21 protein-coding genes and 1 tRNA gene are annotated in these 17,562 nt (G+C 65.5%); 4 read left to right on the top strand and 18 right to left on the bottom strand.

What is annotated here, in order from left to right:
• Positions 1-2: 2 nt before the first annotated feature.
• Positions 3-1,313: a PE-PPE domain-containing protein gene (locus DYE23_RS04560; protein WP_115326610.1), complete on the bottom strand. Its 1,311-nt coding sequence runs from the start codon at positions 1,311-1,313 to the stop codon at positions 3-5.
• Between the two features lie 269 nt (positions 1,314-1,582).
• Here DYE23_RS04560 and DYE23_RS04555 point away from each other — a divergent pair, with 269 nt between their 5' ends.
• Positions 1,583-3,352 (top strand): PQQ-dependent sugar dehydrogenase, encoded by a 1,770-nt coding sequence (locus DYE23_RS04555; protein ID WP_115326609.1) that lies wholly within the window; start codon positions 1,583-1,585, stop codon positions 3,350-3,352.
• 20 nt (positions 3,353-3,372) lie between these two features.
• Here the strand turns inward: DYE23_RS04555 and DYE23_RS04550 are convergent, their stop codons facing one another.
• The 16 genes from DYE23_RS04550 to DYE23_RS04470 all read right to left on the bottom strand — a co-directional run bounded on the left by DYE23_RS04550 (position 3,373) and on the right by DYE23_RS04470 (position 14,729).
• Entirely contained in the window at positions 3,373-4,767 is a 1,395-nt protein-coding gene (locus tag DYE23_RS04550) for a fatty acid desaturase family protein (protein ID WP_115326608.1), read from the bottom strand.
• A gap of 12 nt (positions 4,768-4,779) precedes the next feature.
• Entirely contained in the window at positions 4,780-5,880 is a 1,101-nt protein-coding gene (locus tag DYE23_RS04545; protein WP_115326607.1) for a ferredoxin reductase, read from the bottom strand.
• Between the two features lie 331 nt (positions 5,881-6,211).
• On the bottom strand, positions 6,212-6,571 hold the full coding sequence (locus DYE23_RS04540; protein WP_115326606.1) for a hypothetical protein: 360 nt from the start codon (positions 6,569-6,571) through the stop codon (positions 6,212-6,214).
• Positions 6,568-6,879, bottom strand: a complete 312-nt coding sequence (locus DYE23_RS04535) for a hypothetical protein (RefSeq protein WP_115326605.1) — start codon at positions 6,877-6,879, stop codon at positions 6,568-6,570. The genes DYE23_RS04540 and DYE23_RS04535 overlap by 4 nt, the downstream gene beginning before the upstream one ends.
• A complete protein-coding gene (locus tag DYE23_RS04530) occupies positions 6,879-7,754 on the bottom strand; it encodes a phage major capsid protein (protein ID WP_115326604.1) in 876 nt (291 codons plus the stop codon). Before DYE23_RS04530 ends, DYE23_RS04535 begins: the two co-directional genes overlap by 1 nt.
• A gap of 99 nt (positions 7,755-7,853) precedes the next feature.
• Positions 7,854-8,342: a hypothetical protein gene (locus tag DYE23_RS04525; protein ID WP_115326603.1), complete on the bottom strand. Its 489-nt coding sequence runs from the start codon at positions 8,340-8,342 to the stop codon at positions 7,854-7,856.
• Positions 8,339-8,542 (bottom strand): hypothetical protein, encoded by a 204-nt coding sequence (locus DYE23_RS30555; RefSeq protein ID WP_147292263.1) that lies wholly within the window; start codon positions 8,540-8,542, stop codon positions 8,339-8,341. Before DYE23_RS30555 ends, DYE23_RS04525 begins: the two co-directional genes overlap by 4 nt.
• The gene (locus DYE23_RS04520) at positions 8,532-9,815 is read right to left on the bottom strand and encodes a phage portal protein (protein ID WP_115328860.1); all 1,284 of its coding nucleotides are present in this window, start codon (positions 9,813-9,815) and stop codon (positions 8,532-8,534) included. Before DYE23_RS04520 ends, DYE23_RS30555 begins: the two co-directional genes overlap by 11 nt.
• Positions 9,816-9,859: 44 nt before the next feature.
• Entirely contained in the window at positions 9,860-11,326 is a 1,467-nt protein-coding gene (locus DYE23_RS04515) for a terminase TerL endonuclease subunit (protein ID WP_115326602.1), read from the bottom strand.
• Positions 11,327-11,708: 382 nt separating this feature from the next.
• Positions 11,709-11,882, bottom strand: coding sequence for a hypothetical protein (locus DYE23_RS30750; protein WP_172527706.1), 174 nt, complete (start codon positions 11,880-11,882; stop codon positions 11,709-11,711).
• A complete protein-coding gene (locus DYE23_RS04505; protein ID WP_115326601.1) occupies positions 11,879-12,109 on the bottom strand; it encodes a hypothetical protein in 231 nt (76 codons plus the stop codon). Before DYE23_RS04505 ends, DYE23_RS30750 begins: the two co-directional genes overlap by 4 nt.
• Positions 12,106-12,405 (bottom strand): hypothetical protein, encoded by a 300-nt coding sequence (locus DYE23_RS04500; protein WP_147292262.1) that lies wholly within the window; start codon positions 12,403-12,405, stop codon positions 12,106-12,108. Before DYE23_RS04500 ends, DYE23_RS04505 begins: the two co-directional genes overlap by 4 nt.
• Positions 12,402-13,196, bottom strand: coding sequence for a helix-turn-helix domain-containing protein (locus DYE23_RS04495; protein WP_147292261.1), 795 nt, complete (start codon positions 13,194-13,196; stop codon positions 12,402-12,404). The genes DYE23_RS04500 and DYE23_RS04495 overlap by 4 nt, the downstream gene beginning before the upstream one ends.
• 558 nt (positions 13,197-13,754) lie before the next feature.
• On the bottom strand, positions 13,755-13,970 hold the full coding sequence (locus DYE23_RS04480; RefSeq protein WP_115326596.1) for a hypothetical protein: 216 nt from the start codon (positions 13,968-13,970) through the stop codon (positions 13,755-13,757).
• Positions 13,967-14,359 carry a hypothetical protein gene (locus DYE23_RS04475; RefSeq protein ID WP_115326595.1) on the bottom strand — a complete coding sequence of 131 codons (393 nt, stop codon included), beginning with the start codon at positions 14,357-14,359 and terminating at the stop codon, positions 13,967-13,969. The genes DYE23_RS04480 and DYE23_RS04475 overlap by 4 nt, the downstream gene beginning before the upstream one ends.
• A 157-nt stretch (positions 14,360-14,516) precedes the next feature.
• Positions 14,517-14,729, bottom strand: a complete 213-nt coding sequence (locus tag DYE23_RS04470; protein ID WP_105389448.1) for a helix-turn-helix domain-containing protein — start codon at positions 14,727-14,729, stop codon at positions 14,517-14,519.
• Between the two features lie 96 nt (positions 14,730-14,825).
• Between DYE23_RS04470 and DYE23_RS04465 the strand changes: the two genes are divergently transcribed.
• A complete protein-coding gene (locus tag DYE23_RS04465; RefSeq protein WP_172527705.1) occupies positions 14,826-15,545 on the top strand; it encodes a helix-turn-helix domain-containing protein in 720 nt (239 codons plus the stop codon).
• A complete protein-coding gene (locus DYE23_RS04460; RefSeq protein WP_115326593.1) occupies positions 15,529-16,764 on the top strand; it encodes a tyrosine-type recombinase/integrase in 1,236 nt (411 codons plus the stop codon). Before DYE23_RS04465 ends, DYE23_RS04460 begins: the two co-directional genes overlap by 17 nt.
• Positions 16,765-16,770: 6 nt before the next feature.
• On the opposite strand, the gene DYE23_RS04455 is transcribed toward DYE23_RS04460, so the two are convergent.
• Positions 16,771-16,853 (bottom strand) — tRNA-Tyr (locus DYE23_RS04455).
• A 147-nt stretch (positions 16,854-17,000) separates the two neighbouring features.
• Here DYE23_RS04455 and DYE23_RS04450 point away from each other — a divergent pair.
• The gene (locus DYE23_RS04450) at positions 17,001-17,492 is read left to right on the top strand and encodes a YajQ family cyclic di-GMP-binding protein (protein ID WP_115326592.1); all 492 of its coding nucleotides are present in this window, start codon (positions 17,001-17,003) and stop codon (positions 17,490-17,492) included.
• Positions 17,493-17,562 lie beyond the last annotated feature (70 nt).

Below are 17,562 nucleotides of genomic sequence, written 5' to 3'. Positions count from 1 at the left end.
GGTCAGGCTGCGGTGTCTGCGCCGTCGTCGCTCGAGTCGCTGTCCGCCGCCGTCTCGGATGTCGAGTCGGTGTCGGTGTCGGGGCTCTCGGCGTGGTCCTCGCCGGCGGCGGTGTCCTGCTCCTCCACCGGATCCGACGACAGCGCCTCGTCAGCCACCTCGGACTCCCCGGACCCTTCGGACTCCTCGGACTCGGTATCCACGCTGCGCTTGCCGGAGTTGCGCGAGGCGGACCGGGCCGTGTCCTCCGCGTCGGCCTCCACCGCCTCGACGGCGACGGGCTCGGTGGTCTCGACGACGTCGGCGGTCTGCGCACTGCTCCGGTCGGCCCCCCACGGCTTGAACAGGCTTGCGCGCGCGGGCTCGCTGTAATCCGCTCGGTCGTAGGCGGTTTCGATGAACTTGCGCAGCGGCGCGTCCAATGCCGCCATCGCGGAGTCGGACAGGAACGGATCGAGCGGCATCAGCAGCGGGATGGGGTACGTCCTGATCACGTAGTAGTGCGTGTTCGAGTCCGCATCGAACTGGTAATAGTCGGAGTCGCCGGACGCCTTGGCCTCCTCCAGTTGCTCTGCGGTGAGCTCGAACTGAGTTGCGCCGTGTATCAACGCGATTCCCGCGATGGCATTGGCGATCGCGACCGGGTTCCAGAGGTACCGCGGAAAGTCGGCCCAGCCGTCGTACTGGCGGGTGACGTCGATGGTCAGGTCGCCGGGGGCTCCGTCGACGCCGTTGTTCGGTGTGGCACCGCCGAACGTGACGTCGAGCAGCGGGATCTTCGCACCGTTGAAGCGTTGCATGACACCGCCGTTGGGGCGGCTCGGATTTCCCACGAGGATGTAGGTGTTCCCGGTGTGGGTCGCCTTGTACAAAGAGGCGACCACGGCTCCCTGTGAGAACCCGAAGATCACATCACCGGGGGCGGGCTCCTGCGCGGCCAGCAGTTCCAGACCCTGCTCGACGGAGTCGTCGTAGGACAGGTCGTCGAAACCGCCGTGGGAGAACGGGCGGAGCCCGGCGTTGTACGGGACCTTCTGGTAGGGCCCGTCGGGCTCCATGACGCCGGAGCCGTCGATGACGGTGGTGATGAAGTCCTCGTACTGCTGGTCGGTCGGTATGCCACCGATGTTCGTACCGCGCAGATAGTGCAGCGACGCAGCGAGCTGCGGACTGATCGACAGCGTCGGCGCGGCTCCGAGCACGACGGCACCGCCGACGGCCGCAGCCGCCACCGCCGCAGCGGACACCGCGGCCTTGACACCCCTGCGCTCAGTCCGCGGCCGACGCCCGCCGGTGACCCGATGCTTTCCCATGTGGCTTTCCCTCCCCGCTCCGGGCCGTTCCAGATGCGACCCGCCGAGCCAGCGCGAGCATACGCCAACCGCTTTGCTGCGCGGACCCGAACCCGGGTTCGCCGCAGCCGGGTGGACTTGATCTTGATGCAGTACAGCGCCGAATTATGACCTCACCGCCGAAACGCACTCGCATGGCCAGAGCAGGCAATAGAGTTTGCCTGGCTACGGACAATCAGCGCCCGCGTCAACGACCGGCGGCCGCGATGTCCTTTTCGCGAGGAGGCGACATGGGGGTATCCGCAGACACCGTGCGAGCGGGCCGTCCGCCGGGTGGGCACAGCCGGTACATCGGCCGCGTGGGCGGTCTGGCATTCGCTCTGGGCATCGGAGCGGCGATGTTGACCGGAACCGCGGTGGCGTCGGCCGAGACGTCGGAGCCGAGTTCGTCCTCGGCGGAATCCTCGGCCGGGCCGTCGGCCACCGAACGCGAATCGTCCAAACCCACCGTCGAATCGCGCAGCGAATCCGACGCCGACGCCGACGCCGACGCCGACGCCGAGTCTGACGCGTCGGAGGATTCCGACGACGCAGACGCCCCCGACGAGAGCACCGAGGACGCCGGTGACGACGTGGATGACCGCGCGTCGCGAAACACCACGCAGCCCACAGAGGTCGAGGAACCGGCGACCGGGACCAGCAGGGCGCAGGCCGAAGCGGAGGAGCCGACGTTCTTCGAGCGGATCTTCGACAACAAGACACCGACCATCAGCCACAACCCCGCCGACGACACCGTCGTCGAGGGCCGGGTCATCGGCAACCTGCACCCTGAGGATCCCGACAGCACCCAGCTGACGTACACGGCAACGCGCCCGGCCAGCGGCACCGTGACCATCGAGTCCGACGGCACCTTCACCTATACGCCGGGGGCGACCTACACCGGCCAGGACCGATTCCGGGTGACCGTCAGCGACGCCCGCAGCGGATTCCACATCCACGGCGCGGCAGGTCTGCTCAACCTGTTCACCTTCGGCCTGCTCGGCAGCAGCGGCCACCGCAGCACGCAGGACGTGTTCATCGGGTCGCAGCGCGCCACCGTGGTGTCGGGCCTGAACTCGCCCGTGGACTTCCGGTTCCTGCCCGACGGCCGAATCCTGGTCGCCGAGAAGGCCGGCGCCATCCGCGTCGTCGAGGACGGCGTCCTGCGCACCGATCCGCTCATCACGATCGCGGTCCGCACCGAGTCCGAGCGGGGCATCGGCGGGCTGGCGGTCGATCCGGACTTCGAGGACAACGGCCGGATCTACGTCGCGTACATCGCCGCCGATACGACGCGGAACACGTTGTCGCGCTTCGTCGTCGACGGCAACACCGCCTCGTTCGACGTCCAACTCGTCGAGTCGACGCTGACCGCGGCACCGAACCATCACGGCGGTGCGCTCGCCTTCGGCCCCGACGGGAAGCTCTACTGGGGCGTCGGCGACAACGCCAGCGGGCCGAACGCGCAGAACCTCGCCAACATCCACGGCAAGATCCTCCGCCTGAACACCGACGGCACCGTCCCGACCGACAACCCCGTCCTCGACGGCGAGCGCACCGGGATCTACGCCTACGGGCTGCGCAACCCGTTCCGCATGACCTTCACCCCGACCGGTGAACTGCTGGTCGCCGACGTCGGCGCCGCGGCCTTCGAGGAGGTCAACAACGTCGTCAGCGGCGGCAACTACGGCTGGCCGAGCTCCGAAGGGGTGTGCACCAGCAACTGCGGCGGCAAGATCGACCCGATCTACAGCTATCCCCGCGCCGGGGGCGCGGCGATCACATCGGTCGCGGTGCACCGCGGCAAGGTGTTCATCGCCGACACCGTCAAAGGCTGGATCACCGTGCTCACCTGCACGCCCGGCTACACCGCATGCGGAGACCCGACGACCTTCGACCCGGATGCCGGCGCGACCGTCGTACTGGCCGAAGGCCCCGACGGGGCGCTGTACCAGCTGATCTACCAGCCGGGAAGCCTGGTGCGCATCGAGCTGGCCGACGTTGCGCCAGAACAGGTCTGATCCGGCGCAGCGTCACACGATCAGTCGTTGCCGCGGGCGGGAGGGTCGACCGCCACCCCGCCGGATTCGTGTTCCGGTCCGGCGGCCGGGTGTTCGGCCGGCACCCGACTCCGGAAACGCTCCGCCTCACTGACACCCTGCGGCAACCGACCGCGCTTCGGGCTGCGGTAGGGACCGGGCTTCGGCCGCGGCGTCCCTCCCGGGAGCGCCAGCCGAAAGATGGTGCGGTGCACCGTGAACCACTGCTTGCCGAACCGGCCCGAGTTGTAGGGCAGCTCGTAGCGTTCGCAGATGTCCTTGACCTTCGGGGCGATCTCGGCGTAGCGGCTGCTCGGCATGTCGGGGAACAGGTGATGTTCGACCTGGTAGCCGAGATTGCCGCTGAGGACGTGGAACAGCGGGCTGCCCTCGATGTTCGCCGCCCCGAGAAGCTGGCGGACATACCAGCCGCCACGGGTTTCGTCCTCGACCTCCTCCTCGGTGAAAGTCCATGTCTGGTCCGGGAAATGGCCGCAGAAGATGATGGCGTGGGCCCATACGTTGCGGATCAGGTTCGCCAGCGCGTCGGCACCGAGCGTGCGCAGATAGGTGCTCTCGACGCCCGACGCGTACCGATCGAGCAGCGTCGCCACGCCGCCGACACGGCGATTCCCCGTGGTCCTTCGGAGGAGCTTCCCGATACGCGAGTGGCTCGGCTGGTCCAGCCGTCCCCGCAGCGCCAATTGCGCCAGCCCGAACGCGCCGGCACTCACCAGCGGCCAGCCGATGTAGTCCTTGACGATCTGCTGTCGCGCTTTTCCGCCGATGGACTTGAAGTCCTCCTTCAAGTCCTTCAGCTTCTTCTCCCCGCGGAACAGGGATTCCACGTCGGTGTCGTGGACGGCGACTCCCCACTCGAAGAGAACCGTCAGCAGGAAGTTGTAGAACGGCTGACCGAGATTGCTCGGGCGCCATTTCTGATTGGGGTCGATCCGCATGATCTCGTAACCGAGATCTTTGTCCTTGCCGAGGATGTTGGTGTACGTGTGATGGATGTAGTTGTGGGAGTGCTTCCACGCCTTCGCGCTCGACGCGGTGTCCCAGTCCCAGACCGACGAATGGATGTCGGGGTCGTTCATCCAGTCCCACTGCCCGTGCAGGATGTTGTGGCCGAGCTCCATGTTCTCCAGGATCTTCGCCAGGCCCAGGCAGGCGGTGCCCAACACCAGCGCGGTCCGTGACCGTGATGCCAACAGCAGGACGCGCCCGGCGACGACGATCTGCCGCTGTGCCGAGATCACGGTCTTGATGTACTGCCGATCGCGGTCGCCGAGCTCGGCGAACACCTCGTCGTGGATGGCGTCGAACTCCTTGGCGAGCTTTTCGAGCTCCTGTTCGCTCAGCCTGGTCAGCGGGCTTCCCGCGGTGATGGTCATGGCGTCCTCCAGTCAGAGTTCGATCTCCACGTCGCCTTCGGCGGCGTGAATGCAGATTCGGATGTCCCCGCCGGTCGGTTCGGAGACCTCGCCGGAGCGCAGATCCCGGACCTTGCCCGACTTCACGGTGCCCGTGCAGGTGTGGCAGATCCCGATGCGGCAGCCGAAGGCGAGCTCCAGTCCGGCCTGTTCGCCGGCTTCGAGAATCGGTGTGCTGCCGTCACATTCGACGGTCTCGTCGCTGTCGAGGAAGGCCACGGTGCCGCCCTCGCCGGCCTGGACCTCACCCCCGCCGATCTTGGGCTGGAACCGCTCGTAGTGCAGCCGCTCGGAATCGCCGTGGTGTTCCCAATGCTCGATGAGCGCATCGAGGAGTTCACCGGGACCCGAGCAGAACGCTTCGCGCTCACGCCAGTCCGGGCAGACGTCGTCGAGTTCGTCGGCCGAGAAGCGACCGCGTTCGGAGGTGAGCCGGATGTCCAGGCGCACCCCGTCGTGCCGGTCTTCCAGATCCTCGAGGACGGACAGGAACATGACGTGGTCGCGGGTGCGGTCGGAGTGGATGACGACGGTGTCGCGCAAGTCGTCGCTGTGGTCGAGGCTGCGCAGCATGCTGATGATCGGGGTGATACCGCTGCCGGCGCTGATGAACAGCATCTTGGCGGGCAACGGCTCCGGCAAGGTGAACTGACCCTCGATCTCACCGAGCCGGACGAGTTCGCCCGGTTGGATCTTCTCGACGAGATAGGGCGACACGACGCCGCTGTCGACCTTTTTCGGGGTGACGCTGATCAGCCCGTCCTCGGGGTGCGGATCCGAGGTGAGCGAATAGGCGCGCCAGTGGTACCGGCCGTCGATCACCAGTCCGAGCCGCACGTACTGCCCCGGCTTGTGCCCGGGCCACTCGTAACTCGGCCGGATCAGAACGCTGGCGGCCTCCGAACCCCGCGGCTCGACCCGCTCGACCTTCCCGCGAAGCTCCTTCGTCGTCCACAGCGGGTTGATCATCTCCAGGTAGTCGTCCGGCCGTAGCGGCTTGAACAGGTGGTGCACCGCTTTGAGAAACAGCCGGCGCCCGCGGGGCACCGGTGGTTGCGCACCGCGTTCGGCCATTCAGAATCCTCCCGTGACAAGCGGATGTGAGCCCCATCACGCCCCCCGGGCATAGCCGACTGCTCACGAGTTGAAACATGCGCAAGCGCCACGATCCGGATGCCGTCCGAAACGCATTCAGGCCCCCTCGAAAGGGGGCCTGACGATGGTGGCAGGTACAGGATTCGAACCTGTGTAGGCGTAAGCCGACGGATTTACAGTCTGTCCCTCTTGGCATTTGTGGATATTGACACTGTTGGCCTACCAAGTAAAGCGCAGGTCAGAGCGTTGGTGCTGTTGGCGGCAAACGGCGGTTCGTGAAACTACTGCGGACGCACTGCGGACGGAACGACTACTCCACGGTCTTGGTGATCAGCTCGTAGTGGTGCAGCCGGCCGCGGACCATATGCCGTTCGACAGTGCCGTCGACCCGTAGGCCGGTGGCGCTGTCGGCGGGGTCGATGGCGAACGGTCCCCACCCGAGGCGCAGGTTGTCGCCGAGGCCCGGTGGAATGTCCACCGTGGGGGCCAGGACTATGCGGTAGCGGCTGGACACGATGGCATCCTGGACGACGACCTCGGTGCCGAGCGGGAACACCTCGGCGCGCACGGTCTCGTCGACGGTTTCCGTCTGCGGGAACCCGTACTCGTCATAGACGGGCGGGTCGGACATCACCGTGAATTGCACGGTGACTTCGTCGTGGAGGATCACAGCGCGGTCCTGCGGTAGCGGTTGAGCACGAACGTCTCCGCGAGGCTGAACCCTTGGAATCCGCCACGGATCTCCACCGAGCCGACCTTGCTGGAGAGCTGCTCGGGGTTGGCGACCAAGCGCGCCGAGGCGGTGGTGATGACCGCGGCCAGTTCGTTGTTGGGCTCGGTGGCGGTGAATCCGCGGCCACGGGTGTAGGCGGACACCATTGCGGTGATGACGGGCACGACCTCCCCGGCCAGGGCCACCAGTGCGGTGTCTGTTCCCTGACCGAGGAAGTCGGCGACGTCTTGGCCGGTGACCGGCATTATGCCTCGGTGAGCAGCGTGACGGCCTTGTCCTGCAGCAGGCCGACATCCCAGCGGGACACCACGCGGATACCGATGCTGTCGTAGTCACCCCACGTCTGATCGAGGATCTTGACCTCGGCGTCGACGTCGCGGGCCACGACCACCTTGGACATGTCAACCAGGGCTACACGGTTCTTCGTCGACGCGACCGGGATGTTGTCGGTGATGATGACCGGCAGGCCGAACAGGCGGAACGCGGTACCGTTCTGAATCCCGGTGGGGTCGAACAGGTATTGCCGGAAGTCCTGATCCGACGTCGCGCCAGGCTCGGCGATCTTCAGCTTGCGCAGCGCGGCGAACGATGCCGACGTCATCACCCAGTGCGAGGGGTTGACCTTGTTGCCTTGGGCGGTGGCGATGCCGTCGATGAGGCTGTCGGCGTCGGTGAGATCGAGTGTGCCGGTCGCGATGCCGGTCTGGCGAAGGATGCCCTTGATGGTGTTCGACGTGCCGGGGCCGTCCCACAGTGCCGCGTCGAGGGCGTGGGCGACGTCAGCGACCAGGCGGGTACGGAGCACCGATTCCAGGCCGACGACCGAGGTGCGGATCAGTTCGTTGGTGAGCTTCACCAACACCTTGAGGCCCTTGAGTGTCGAGGGCAGCAGGGTCACTTCGTCGAACGCGACGTCGCCGTCACTGATCTGGGCTCCCTCGGCGACGAACCCGGCGGTGACGCCGTTGACGACGCGCGGGATGCGTACCGGGCTGGACGAGTCGAGGATTGTCGGGCCGGCGGCGAGGAACGTTGACGCCTGTTCGAGCGGCTGGACGAGCAGGTTGGCTACCTGCGACTGAATGAGAGTGGAGTTACCCGAAGTGGTTTCGATGGCCACGATTGAGTCCTAACGGTGTCAGATTGGGGGGAATCGACACGTCGCCAGGACGTCAATCGGGCGAGGGCGCCAGGCCCTACAGGGTTGAGTGTAGCGCGCTCAGGTCCGTTCTTTGAGTAGGCCGAGCAAGCTGAACGGTTCAGCCGCTCCTCCGCGGTGGCCTTGGCCGATGTCACCGGAGGGCTTGCGGGTGGCCAGGTGGGGTTTGCGGCCGAGCAGGTCGTCGATGGCGGCGGCCAGCGTCTCAGGGTCGTCGAGGTGGGCCTCGTCGAACTCGAGGTCGGTCGGGTCGGCCAATCTGCCGGTGGCCTTGACCATTTCGAGGTGCAGCCGGTGGGCGTAGGCATCGGCCTGCTGAGCGCGCTGCCGGTAGCGTCCGTTCTCCTTGCGCAGATCCTCGACGACGTGACGCGGGAAGGTATCGGGGTCGTCCGTGGGGTCCGATTCGGAATCGGACCCTGCGTCCGTCGCGGCGGTCGCGTCTGAGGTGTCCCCCTCGGCGGTCGCGTCTGAGGTGTCCCCCTCGGGGGTCGCGTCTGAAACGCGATCCTCGGCGGGCTCGGTCGTGGTGTCGGTGGTGTCGCTCATTGTTCGGTCCTTTCGGTACTGGCGGGTTGGGGTGGGAGCTTCTGGTAGTCGTCGATTGCATCGGCGAGTGCATTGGCCAGTTCGACGGTTTCGGCAACGTCCATGCAGTAGGTCATACCGCCGATGCGCAGCCGGATCGGCCGCCCGGACACAGGAGATAGGCGAATGTTGTAGGCGAAGTCACGACCGCTAAGCCACATTGGAATCCTCCTGTGGTGCAGCGGCTCCCGACGCCAGCACCTTGGCGATCTCGTCGTTGGAGTAGCCGAGCTTGCCAAGTGCGTATGCCTGCGGCAGTAGGCCGGCCTGGTACAGCTTGACCACGGCGTCGGCCTCCTGGGCGACAGAGCGGGTCGCGGCGTCGGCCCAGTGCACGCGGATGTCGTCGATGACGTTGGGGTCTCGGCCATCCCGCACCGCGATCATCAGCTTGGCGACCTGCTCCCAGGACCGGCCGAAGGTGGCTTGCCGGGCCTCGGCGCGCGCGGTCAGGGACGCCTCGGCGGCACGCAGTGCGTCTGCCGAGGCGGGGTTATCGGTGAACACCCCGACGTAGTGCGCAGGAAGCGTTGACACAGCCATGATCTGGCCGAGGATGACCCGCACACTGGCCTCGTAGCCGCCGAGATCGGCCGCGTTGAGCTGCCCGAACTTCGCTTCGTTGTTCTCCGAGATCATCGCGCGGTGGCCCTCGGGGATCGGGTTGACCTCGATCATCACCGGCTGGTCGTCCTCGTCGAGGACCGGATTTCCCTCGTCGTCGATCACCGGGGCCTCGGTCAGTTCGATGCCGGTGGCCCAGCGGCGCGGCCGGCCGACATATTCGGAGGTGACCATCATGTCGGCCAGGCTCTTGTTAAGCGCGTCGACGAGCGGCTTGAGGTCGTCAATCTCACTGATCCCCCACTCTCCGACGATGCGGTCAGTGTTGCGCAGGTTCACGACCGGGACGACACCGAGCGGGTTGGCGATGGACTCGACGGCGGTGAATCCGGTGATTGCGCCGACCTGCTGGGCAATCAGGCGCGTGATCTGGTCGGGCTCATAGAGAACCGCGTGAGTGACGTTGCGGTCCTTGTCCTCCCAACGCTTCACCGCGGCGGTGATCTGTCGGGTGCCGGGGTCGGTCTGTACGGCAACCTGCTTGCCGCTCTCGACGGTCACGGACGGCCGGCCGAACCTATCGGCCCAGACGATGACGTAGGAGTCGCCGAGCAGCAGCGCTTCTCGGTGGGCGACACCGCTGGTCTGATCGAGGTCGTTGCGAATCCAATCGGCCCACAGCGCCTCGTCCCCGGAGAACCCGGTGATCCGCAGCCGCTCAGCGAGTGCCGTCACAGACAGGCGTGGAATGTTGCTCGACATGATGCCGAACCTGTTGCCCAGAGCGGTCTTTGCCTCGGGTGAGAGGAACGCCAACGGCGGCCGGCCCTCGTAGTATCTGTCCAAATCGGAGTATCTGGCCAACGGCATGTTGAGCCGCTGAATCAGCCGGGTCAGTAGTTCGTCTTGGGTTGTCACGATGCGAAACTCCTTGCTCTGTTGCGTTTCTTGGTTGCACGCCAGGTGGCGCGACTATGGGCCATGACCAGACAAGCGGCCAGGTCGATCTTCGGAGCGGTACGGGACCGTGACGCCTTGTCCAGCCGCATCCCCCGCGCGTCCTCGCGGATGACCGCAGCCGCGACGTGAGCGGCCAAGGTGGCATTACCGGAGTGAGTGATCCGGCCGTTCACCGCAGCGCTGTACAGGTCGCCCGTCGCGGTCGTCAGACGCGATGGGCTGTGCGGGAACTCGACGACAGGCAGCCGCTCGGATTCCAGGACTTGCAAGGTGCGGGTCCAGCGGAACGGGTCGGCGATCACCTCGACGACTTGCCAGCGTCGGCACGCGGCGCGGATCTCGTCCTCGACGTCGGCGACCGGCACCCGGTAATCGTCGTCACCTCGGGGTCGCTCCCAGACCTTGATGACGTCGAAGTGCGGTGTCGGCGAGACGGTAGCGACAAGCAGCGCGGTGGTGTCGTCACTGAACGAACCGTCGAGAGCGACGACCACCTCACGGCCCGCGGGAATGCCGACGCCGGTACTGAGTCCGTCCCAGACCCCACTGGGCAGGAACGCATTGTCAGTCGCGCTGGCGAGCTGACACAGCCGAGCCCGCCGGAACGTGCTCTCTCGCACCTTCGGTGGCAGCAAGGCGTGCAAGGCGTCGCGGTGCAGAAAGTCATCCAACGCCGGGTTGGCCAGCTTCCAGCAGTGTTCGCAGTCCGGCGGGTGATCCTCGAAACCCGCTGCGCTGAACTCCCGCCACACCTGCGATCGGTCCTCGGGGTGCTCGGCTGCATAGGCCCGCAGATCCAGGAGGACCTGATCGTCGAGCCTCGGTCCGGGCGTCCCGATGGCCACCACCACTGAGCGTTTCCTCTTGCCCTGGGCGAGCTGCACAACCTCGAAAAGGTCGCGGTTGATGACACCGGCCTCGTCGCAGATTGCCAGCACATAATCGAGCCCTTCCGCCCCAGCCGGTGACGCCGCGTACACGGCGAACGACGAGTCTGAGGAGGGCAGATACAAGCGCTCTTTGAACACCTGGCACCTGTTGGCAAGCTCGGGTGACAACTCGACCATGCGTCGGGCCGCCGAGAACGCCAGATTCGCCTGTTTCTCATCGACCGCGAACACCACCACGTTCGCACCGTCGCCCCAGCAGAAGAACACGTACAGCCCGATGGCCGCGTTCAACGTCGTTTTGCCCGACCCCCTCGGCAGCATCAGCCCTACCGTGCGAGCACCGGAGTCCAGCACGTCCCGCACGATGTCCATCTGCCACGGGCGAGGGTTGAGCTTCCCGCGGGAGTTCGTACCCTTCGGCACCCGAATGAACTTGTCGGCGAACGCAAGAAAACGCTCAGATTCCACCTCTGAGCTGGGGCGGAACGGCAACGGACTGTCATCGACTGCGGCCTTCGGGCCTGCCTTCACCTCATACCCCCCAAGGGTGTGTAATCGGCTTCTCGGCTGGGCGGTCTGGCCTGGGCTTTCGCTCGGGGCATCCCCCCACTTACTGACCTGCGAGTATGGTTGTGCTGCAACGGATCTGGTCGTGCCTGTCCTCTCGTGGTGTTGCATGGTCCGCACACGACGTCGATGTCCTTGAGGCGGATACGCTTGCCGGCCGCTCGGCGTGCCCATGCCTCGGGGCTGTGGTCGGCCTGCAGGTTCTCGGTGGCGCCGCAGTCGGAGCAGAACCGTTGCAGCTTGCGGGCACGCTGGCTGAGCCTGGTCCATGCCGCGTCGTAGCCGCGGTGGGCTGAGCACCGGGTCGAGGCACTCGGCACACCGCAGTCGATGCAGGGCTTGAGGGTCACCGATCGACCTCGCCAGCTTCGGCTCGCTCGGCGGCGGCCAGCCTGCGTGCGAACTCGGCCGCCTCATCGGGCAACGCGGTGATCCGATGGACACCGAGCTGGATCTGTACCCGCTTGTTGGCGCTGGCCCATGCGCGTGGCTCGATGCCGTTGTAGGCGTTGATCCTCACGACCCCTCCTCTTCGGCCTTCGCCTGGGCGCGCACCATGTTGTCAAGAATCTGTTGCTCGGCGGCGATGCGCGGGTCGGTGTGCAGTGGGGCGGTGTCGAAGTTCGGGCCCTTGTGCAGAACAGCGTCTTCCCAGCGGTCTCCCGGTTCCCCCACCAGGATGTAGCGGCCCGTCTCGATGCCGTAATCCCATGCGTGCTGCCAAGCGAGCTTCGGTTCACCGGTCATCGCTCGCCGTCCTGGTCATCGAGACCGGCCAGATCCTCAGCGGCTCGCAGCTCCCGCACGATCATCTCCACGGTGGCTTTCGGGTCGTCACCACAGGACTGCAGGTGGGTGGCGAAGACCACGCCCACAAGTTGATTGAGGATGCGTTTGAGGCGCGGGTCGGCGAGGGCATTGTCGAGTGCTGAGTTGTAGACGGCAGCACCGCCGGGATTGCCGGTGAGCGTCATTGCGCCATACCCCACCAATAGGCGGTACATCCCAGCGCGGGCATGGTAGTCGGGTGTCGGTTCGGTCATGCTGTCCTCTCCTCGGAAACATCGCCGGTACGGTTCACCGCAGTGTTTTCCATCGCGGCGCGCAGCGTCTGGAGAACCGCGATGTTGCCGTCCAGCTCCACGCGGTCTTTTTCGGTGAACCGATCCCGAGCTTTCGACCAGCGTGGATCGTCGACCAGATCCCGCATGCTGCAGGCGACGGTGCTCAGCGTCTTGATCGACGCGCGATAGGCAGTAGGGATCTGGATTTGCCGAGTGCTGACGGGCTCCGTTTTCAGCTCGACCACCGGTTCCTGTTTGGGTTCCTTCTTGGCCCGCGGCTTGCGCCGTCGAGACTTGCCGTCGAGTCCGGTGGTGACCTTCTCACCGGTCGGTCCGGGGTCCACGTCCGCGCGGTCTGAATCTGAACTGTCCCGTTGTGGGACAGTTGATTCCGGCGCACTCGCACCGTCATCATGTGGCACCTGCGCGAGGTCTCGGTCGACGGTCGACTTGCTGACACCGGTCGCGGCCGCGATAGCCCGGACAGACATGCCCTCCCCCGCCATCATCTGGACCATCGCCTGGCGCGCCTCCCCCGAAAGCTGCAGCGTCCCGCCGAGCGCGTCGGCGACATAGGCCGTCCAGCTCGGGAACCCCAACGCCTCGTGTGCGCGGCCGGCCCGGGCCTCATCGAGGAGCCGACCGACCTGGAGGAGCTGATCCCCCGCCTGCTTGGCCAACCGGCGGATACGACCGTCAAGCTTCTCCGCACCCGAACGGTCGAGCGGGACCAAAACCTCGTGGTCCTCCATCACCTGTACTTCACTCACCTTGATCTCCTCTGAAAGTTGTTGCTGCTACTTGTATTCATCGAATGGGTTAGGACCAGAGCCGCGCCACTGCGGGGGACCGTTCACGACAGCGGCAAGCGGAGGTGGTACCTCCCCTTTACTACGCCTAGCCTGTCCTGGCCTGTCCTGTCCTGTGTTGTCCCCCGGGACATCCCCTGGGACGTCTCCGGGGACATCTGCATCTGCACTGGTCGCAGCCGACTTCTTCGCCGCGCGCTGTCGGGCCTTCTTCTCCCGATCCCGGGCACGAGCCATCTCCGCGGCCGAAAGCTGTTCCCGGCTGGTCTGAGTCGTCGCGTAGTCGGTGATCAGCCAACCCTTCACGAGCGGGGACCACAGGTCTGCGTCCATGAATGCCTTCACGGCACCGGCAGAGAAGTTCGGAATCAGTCCCAGATCCTCGGGCTCGATCACCCCGTCTGTCCGGTTCGACACCGACCACGCCAACGAGGTGATGAAGGCCCGGAAGTGGCTGTCCGACAACCGCTGGAGACGACGGTCGGACAGCCACCGGTCCGGGAACCTTGCATCTGTCATTTATCCGCCGGCCTCGCTCCCGATCACACCGTCGATGGCTTCCTCAAGCGAAATCAGGTTCGCGGTGATCTCGGCGATGGCCCGACGGCTGTCGACATTCACGAGCGGAAAGGTGTCGGCGATGAGGCGCGCCCCGCCGGCCTTCACGTGTTCCCGTGCGGATTCGAGGTTGGTTCGGATCGCCTCGTTCGGGTCGTCGAGGTTAGCGTCGTTCACCAGACACTCCAGCGGATGCCCTCGGATGCGTAGACGCCGGTGATGATCTCCCACTCGTAGCGGAGGTCGTTGGCGACTTTGGCCAGTGCGCCCAGACTGTCGATGCTGAATGCAGCGACATCGCACGTACCCGCGTCCTCTTCGGTGCCGTTGATGCGCACCTCGTATCCGACTTCGCCGTCGCTGGCCACCCAGCGGATCAGTTCACCCTTGATGCCTGGGTCCCAGCCAACAGAGGTGACCATCGTGTGAAACGCCACACCTCCGTCCTCGACATCGACGCACTCGACCGCAGGCTGGTTGTGGCGGTAGATGCCGCGCTTGCCGAGCCAGCGGCCGCCGCGTCCATCGACCAGTTCGTCGGTGGGTGGGGTTACAGTTGTTGTCATGAACTTGCCTTTCTGCTGATTGGTGGGTTCGGACGGCTCCCGCCGGTTGCGTCAACAACCGGGTTCACGGGAGCCGTCAGCATTTCCGTGTTGTCGTCGTCGACTAGGCCGCGGTCGTCGAGCGCGTCCCGGTCGGCTTGTGTGATGTGGGGATGGCTCACGCTGCGTCGCCACCACCGCGCCGGGTTGTGGCCTCCTGCTCGGCCAGCCAGCGTTCAACCTCGCTGCGCCGGTACACGACGCGGCCACGTCGGCCGAGCGTGAAGGACGCCGGCCCCTGGTCCGTAGACCTCCAGAACCGCAGCGTTCCGGCGTTGATCCCGTACTGCTCTTCAACCTGCTTGGTGTGGAGCAGCTCGTCACCTGCCATCCAAATCAACCCTTTCGTTGTTGGTATTCGACAACCAGAAAGTAGCAACCGTTTGGGTGTTGAGTCAAGGTGATGTCACGTTGTAGCGTTTGGCGCGTGACAGGCGACGGTGGGGACGGTGGGGCCGAGGTTGGGTTCGACCAGTTGGTTGGTGCGAACATCAGGGCCTACAGGACGGCTATCGGCATGTCGCAGCTTGAATTGGCCGAGGCGCTTGGCCGGTCACTGGGCGAGCGTGTCCACCAGCAGACGATTCTGAAGATCGAGAAGGGCACGCGTCCGTTGCGCTTCAGCGAGGCGCGCGCGGTGGCGAAGGTGTTGGGGGTCCAGGACTACATGCTGCTCGCGGGGCGTGAGGACCGAGCGGCGCGAGGGCTATTGCTGCAACTGAACAAGGATTTCCGAGGCCACCGTAAGGCGCTGAAAGAGTTCGCGGCCGACCTGGCGCCGCAGTTGGTGGACCTCGCCCTTCTAATGGCGGCGCTGGATCAGGAATCGGCGTCAGACGAAGACGGCAGGACTGCCGATCTGGGCCCGATGAAGGCGTGGGCGGAGTCTTGGCTGCTTACAAACTGGGGGCGTGAATTGAACCGGGAGATTATGTCCACGCTGCGGAAACAAGAATTTATGACCGACCTTCGCGACGAGTTCAAGGGGGATTCGTATCGGGAAGTTCTTGATCGAGTGAGAGGTACAGAATTGCGGCCGATACATCCCTCAATTTCTCAACTGGCGATGCTCGATGCGCTGAAGTATCGGCCAGCGCCGCCCGATGGCCTAGATGACTTCGATGACTTAGATGACCCAGACGCGTAACCGCCGCTCCGGTGTCGAGGATCGCTGGACGAAGACGGTCCGACTCCACGACGGCACGACAGAGACAGCCCCATCCGCGGCCAACGGCAATGGGTTGCGTTGGCGTGCACGGTATGTCGACGAGAACGGGAAAGAACATGCCAAGGGATTCGGCCGTAAGGCTGACGCGCAGAACTGGCTGAACAAACAGGTTTCCGATCAAGTCACCGGCACCTGGACCGATCCGGCACTATCGGGCATCACCTTCGGGACGATGGCCGAGAGGTGGATATCCACGAAGGCGCATCGGTCGGCGAAAACTGTTGCGGGATACCGCTCGCTGCTTGACACCATCGTTTTGCCTCGGTGGAAGGATGTGGCACTACGGGAAATCCGATTCGAAGACCTGCAGGTGTGGGTGACGGGTCTGTCCGTCGAGGGGTCGGTTCGCTTCGAGGGCAAGGGGTTGAGCGCGTCACGAGTGCGGCAAGCGCACCAGCTCGTCGGTGCCGTATTGCGGTTCGCGGTGAAGGCCAAGCACCTGGCGGCTAATCCCGCCGAGGACTTGGAACTGCCGGTGTTGCCCGATACCGAGCAGCGGTACCTGACACACGAGCAGCTGCACAGGATCGCTGTCGCGTCAGGCCGGCTACGGACGCTGGTCCTGGTCCTCGGCTACTGCGGTCTGCGGTTCGGCGAGGCCGCCGCGCTCCAGGTGGCTGATGTCGATGTGATGGGCCGCCGGATTCGGGTGCGGCGGTCAGTGACGTACGTCCGCAAGACAGGGTTGGTTGAGGGGTCGACGAAGAATCACACCAATCGCACGGTGCCGGTGCCAGCGTTCGTGGCGAGGATGCTGGAGACGGAGATCGGCGACCGGGACAAGACGGCGTTAGTGTTCCCGTCTGCGCGCGGCGGGGGGTACCTGACGCTCGGTCAGGCCCGCTACACCTTCCAGAAGGCCTCGGCGGCGGTCGACGGGTGCGAGGGTGCGCGGCTGCACGACCTGCGGCATACATGCGCCAGCTTGGCCATTCGGTCAGGGGCGAACATCAAGGTCGTACAGAAGCTCTTGGGCCATAAGTCGGCGGTGCTGACGCTGGACCGCTACGGCCACTTGTTCCCGGACGATCTGGACGCCGTAGCGGCCGCGTTCGATGCGGCTGCCGCGACTACTGCGGACGCACTGCGGACGGCCGTCCCCCAGAACGCAAGCAGGCCCCCTCGAAAGGGGGCCTGACCAGCGTGGCAGGTACAGGATTCGAACCTGTGTAGGCGTTAGCCGACGGATTTACAGTCCGCTCCCATTGGCCGCTCGGGCAACCTGCCGGGGTGCTGCGTGCGCTGTGGAGCGCGCACAGCAGGATATAACGAACCCATACCCCCACAACAAATCGCCAGGGTGGTTTGGCTGTCACCGCCGGCTACGGCCAAGATGGTCGCAAGCACCGACACCGCGAGGGAGGGACGGGTCCAATGGCGGATTCTTCGTTCGACATCGTCAGCAAGGTCGACCGCCAGGAGGTCGACAACGCGCTCAACCAGGCGGCCAAAGAGCTGGCCACCCGATTCGACTTCCGGGGCACCGACACCACCATCGAGTGGCAGGGCGAAGAAGGCATCATCCTCGTCTCCTCCACCGAAGAACGCGTCAAGGCCGCCGTGGACGTCTTCAAAGAGAAGCTGATCCGCCGCGACATCTCGATGAAGGCGTTCGACGCCGGCGACCCGCAACCGTCGGGCAAGACCTACAAGGTGATCGGCAGCATCAAGCAGGGCATCTCGAGCGAGGACGCCAAGAAGGTCACCAAGCTGATCCGCGACGAGGGCCCCAAGGGTGTGAAGGCGCAGATCCAGGGCGAGGAGATCCGCGTCAGCTCCAAGAAGCGCGACGATCTGCAGGCCGTCCAGTCCCTGCTGCGCGGCGCCGACCTCGACTTCGCGGTGCAGTTCGTCAACTACCGCTGAGCGCAGCGACCGTGGGCCTTGTGTACGCGAAACCGTCGTTGCGCGTACACGGGCCCCACGCTCGTCGCCC

Source organism: Mycolicibacterium gilvum, from assembly GCF_900454025.1.
Lineage (GTDB): Bacteria > Actinomycetota > Actinomycetes > Mycobacteriales > Mycobacteriaceae > Mycobacterium > Mycobacterium gilvum.
Note: the sequence above shows the minus strand (reverse complement) of the source record. Positions and strands in the feature narration are given on the sequence as shown.

Coding starts and splice junctions, on each gene's coding strand:
- DYE23_RS30555 (WP_147292263.1), bottom strand. CDS start 8,542: ATGTGGCTTAGCGGTCGTGACTTCGCCTACAACATTCGCCTATCTCCT.
- DYE23_RS04460 (WP_115326593.1), top strand. CDS start 15,529: ATGACCCAGACGCGTAACCGCCGCTCCGGTGTCGAGGATCGCTGGACG.
- DYE23_RS04545 (WP_115326607.1), bottom strand. CDS start 5,880: ATGGCCGAACGCGGTGCGCAACCACCGGTGCCCCGCGGGCGCCGGCTG.
- DYE23_RS04470 (WP_105389448.1), bottom strand. CDS start 14,729: ATGGCAGGTGACGAGCTGCTCCACACCAAGCAGGTTGAAGAGCAGTAC.
- DYE23_RS04535 (WP_115326605.1), bottom strand. CDS start 6,879: ATGCCGGTCACCGGCCAAGACGTCGCCGACTTCCTCGGTCAGGGAACA.
- DYE23_RS04520 (WP_115328860.1), bottom strand. CDS start 9,815: ATGCCGTTGGCCAGATACTCCGATTTGGACAGATACTACGAGGGCCGG.
- DYE23_RS04450 (WP_115326592.1), top strand. CDS start 17,001: ATGGCGGATTCTTCGTTCGACATCGTCAGCAAGGTCGACCGCCAGGAG.
- DYE23_RS04525 (WP_115326603.1), bottom strand. CDS start 8,342: ATGAGCGACACCACCGACACCACGACCGAGCCCGCCGAGGATCGCGTT.
- DYE23_RS04550 (WP_115326608.1), bottom strand. CDS start 4,767: ATGACCATCACCGCGGGAAGCCCGCTGACCAGGCTGAGCGAACAGGAG.
- DYE23_RS04560 (WP_115326610.1), bottom strand. CDS start 1,313: ATGGGAAAGCATCGGGTCACCGGCGGGCGTCGGCCGCGGACTGAGCGC.
- DYE23_RS04505 (WP_115326601.1), bottom strand. CDS start 12,109: ATGACCGGTGAACCGAAGCTCGCTTGGCAGCACGCATGGGATTACGGC.
- DYE23_RS04475 (WP_115326595.1), bottom strand. CDS start 14,359: ATGACAACAACTGTAACCCCACCCACCGACGAACTGGTCGATGGACGC.
- DYE23_RS04500 (WP_147292262.1), bottom strand. CDS start 12,405: ATGACCGAACCGACACCCGACTACCATGCCCGCGCTGGGATGTACCGC.
- DYE23_RS04555 (WP_115326609.1), top strand. CDS start 1,583: ATGGGGGTATCCGCAGACACCGTGCGAGCGGGCCGTCCGCCGGGTGGG.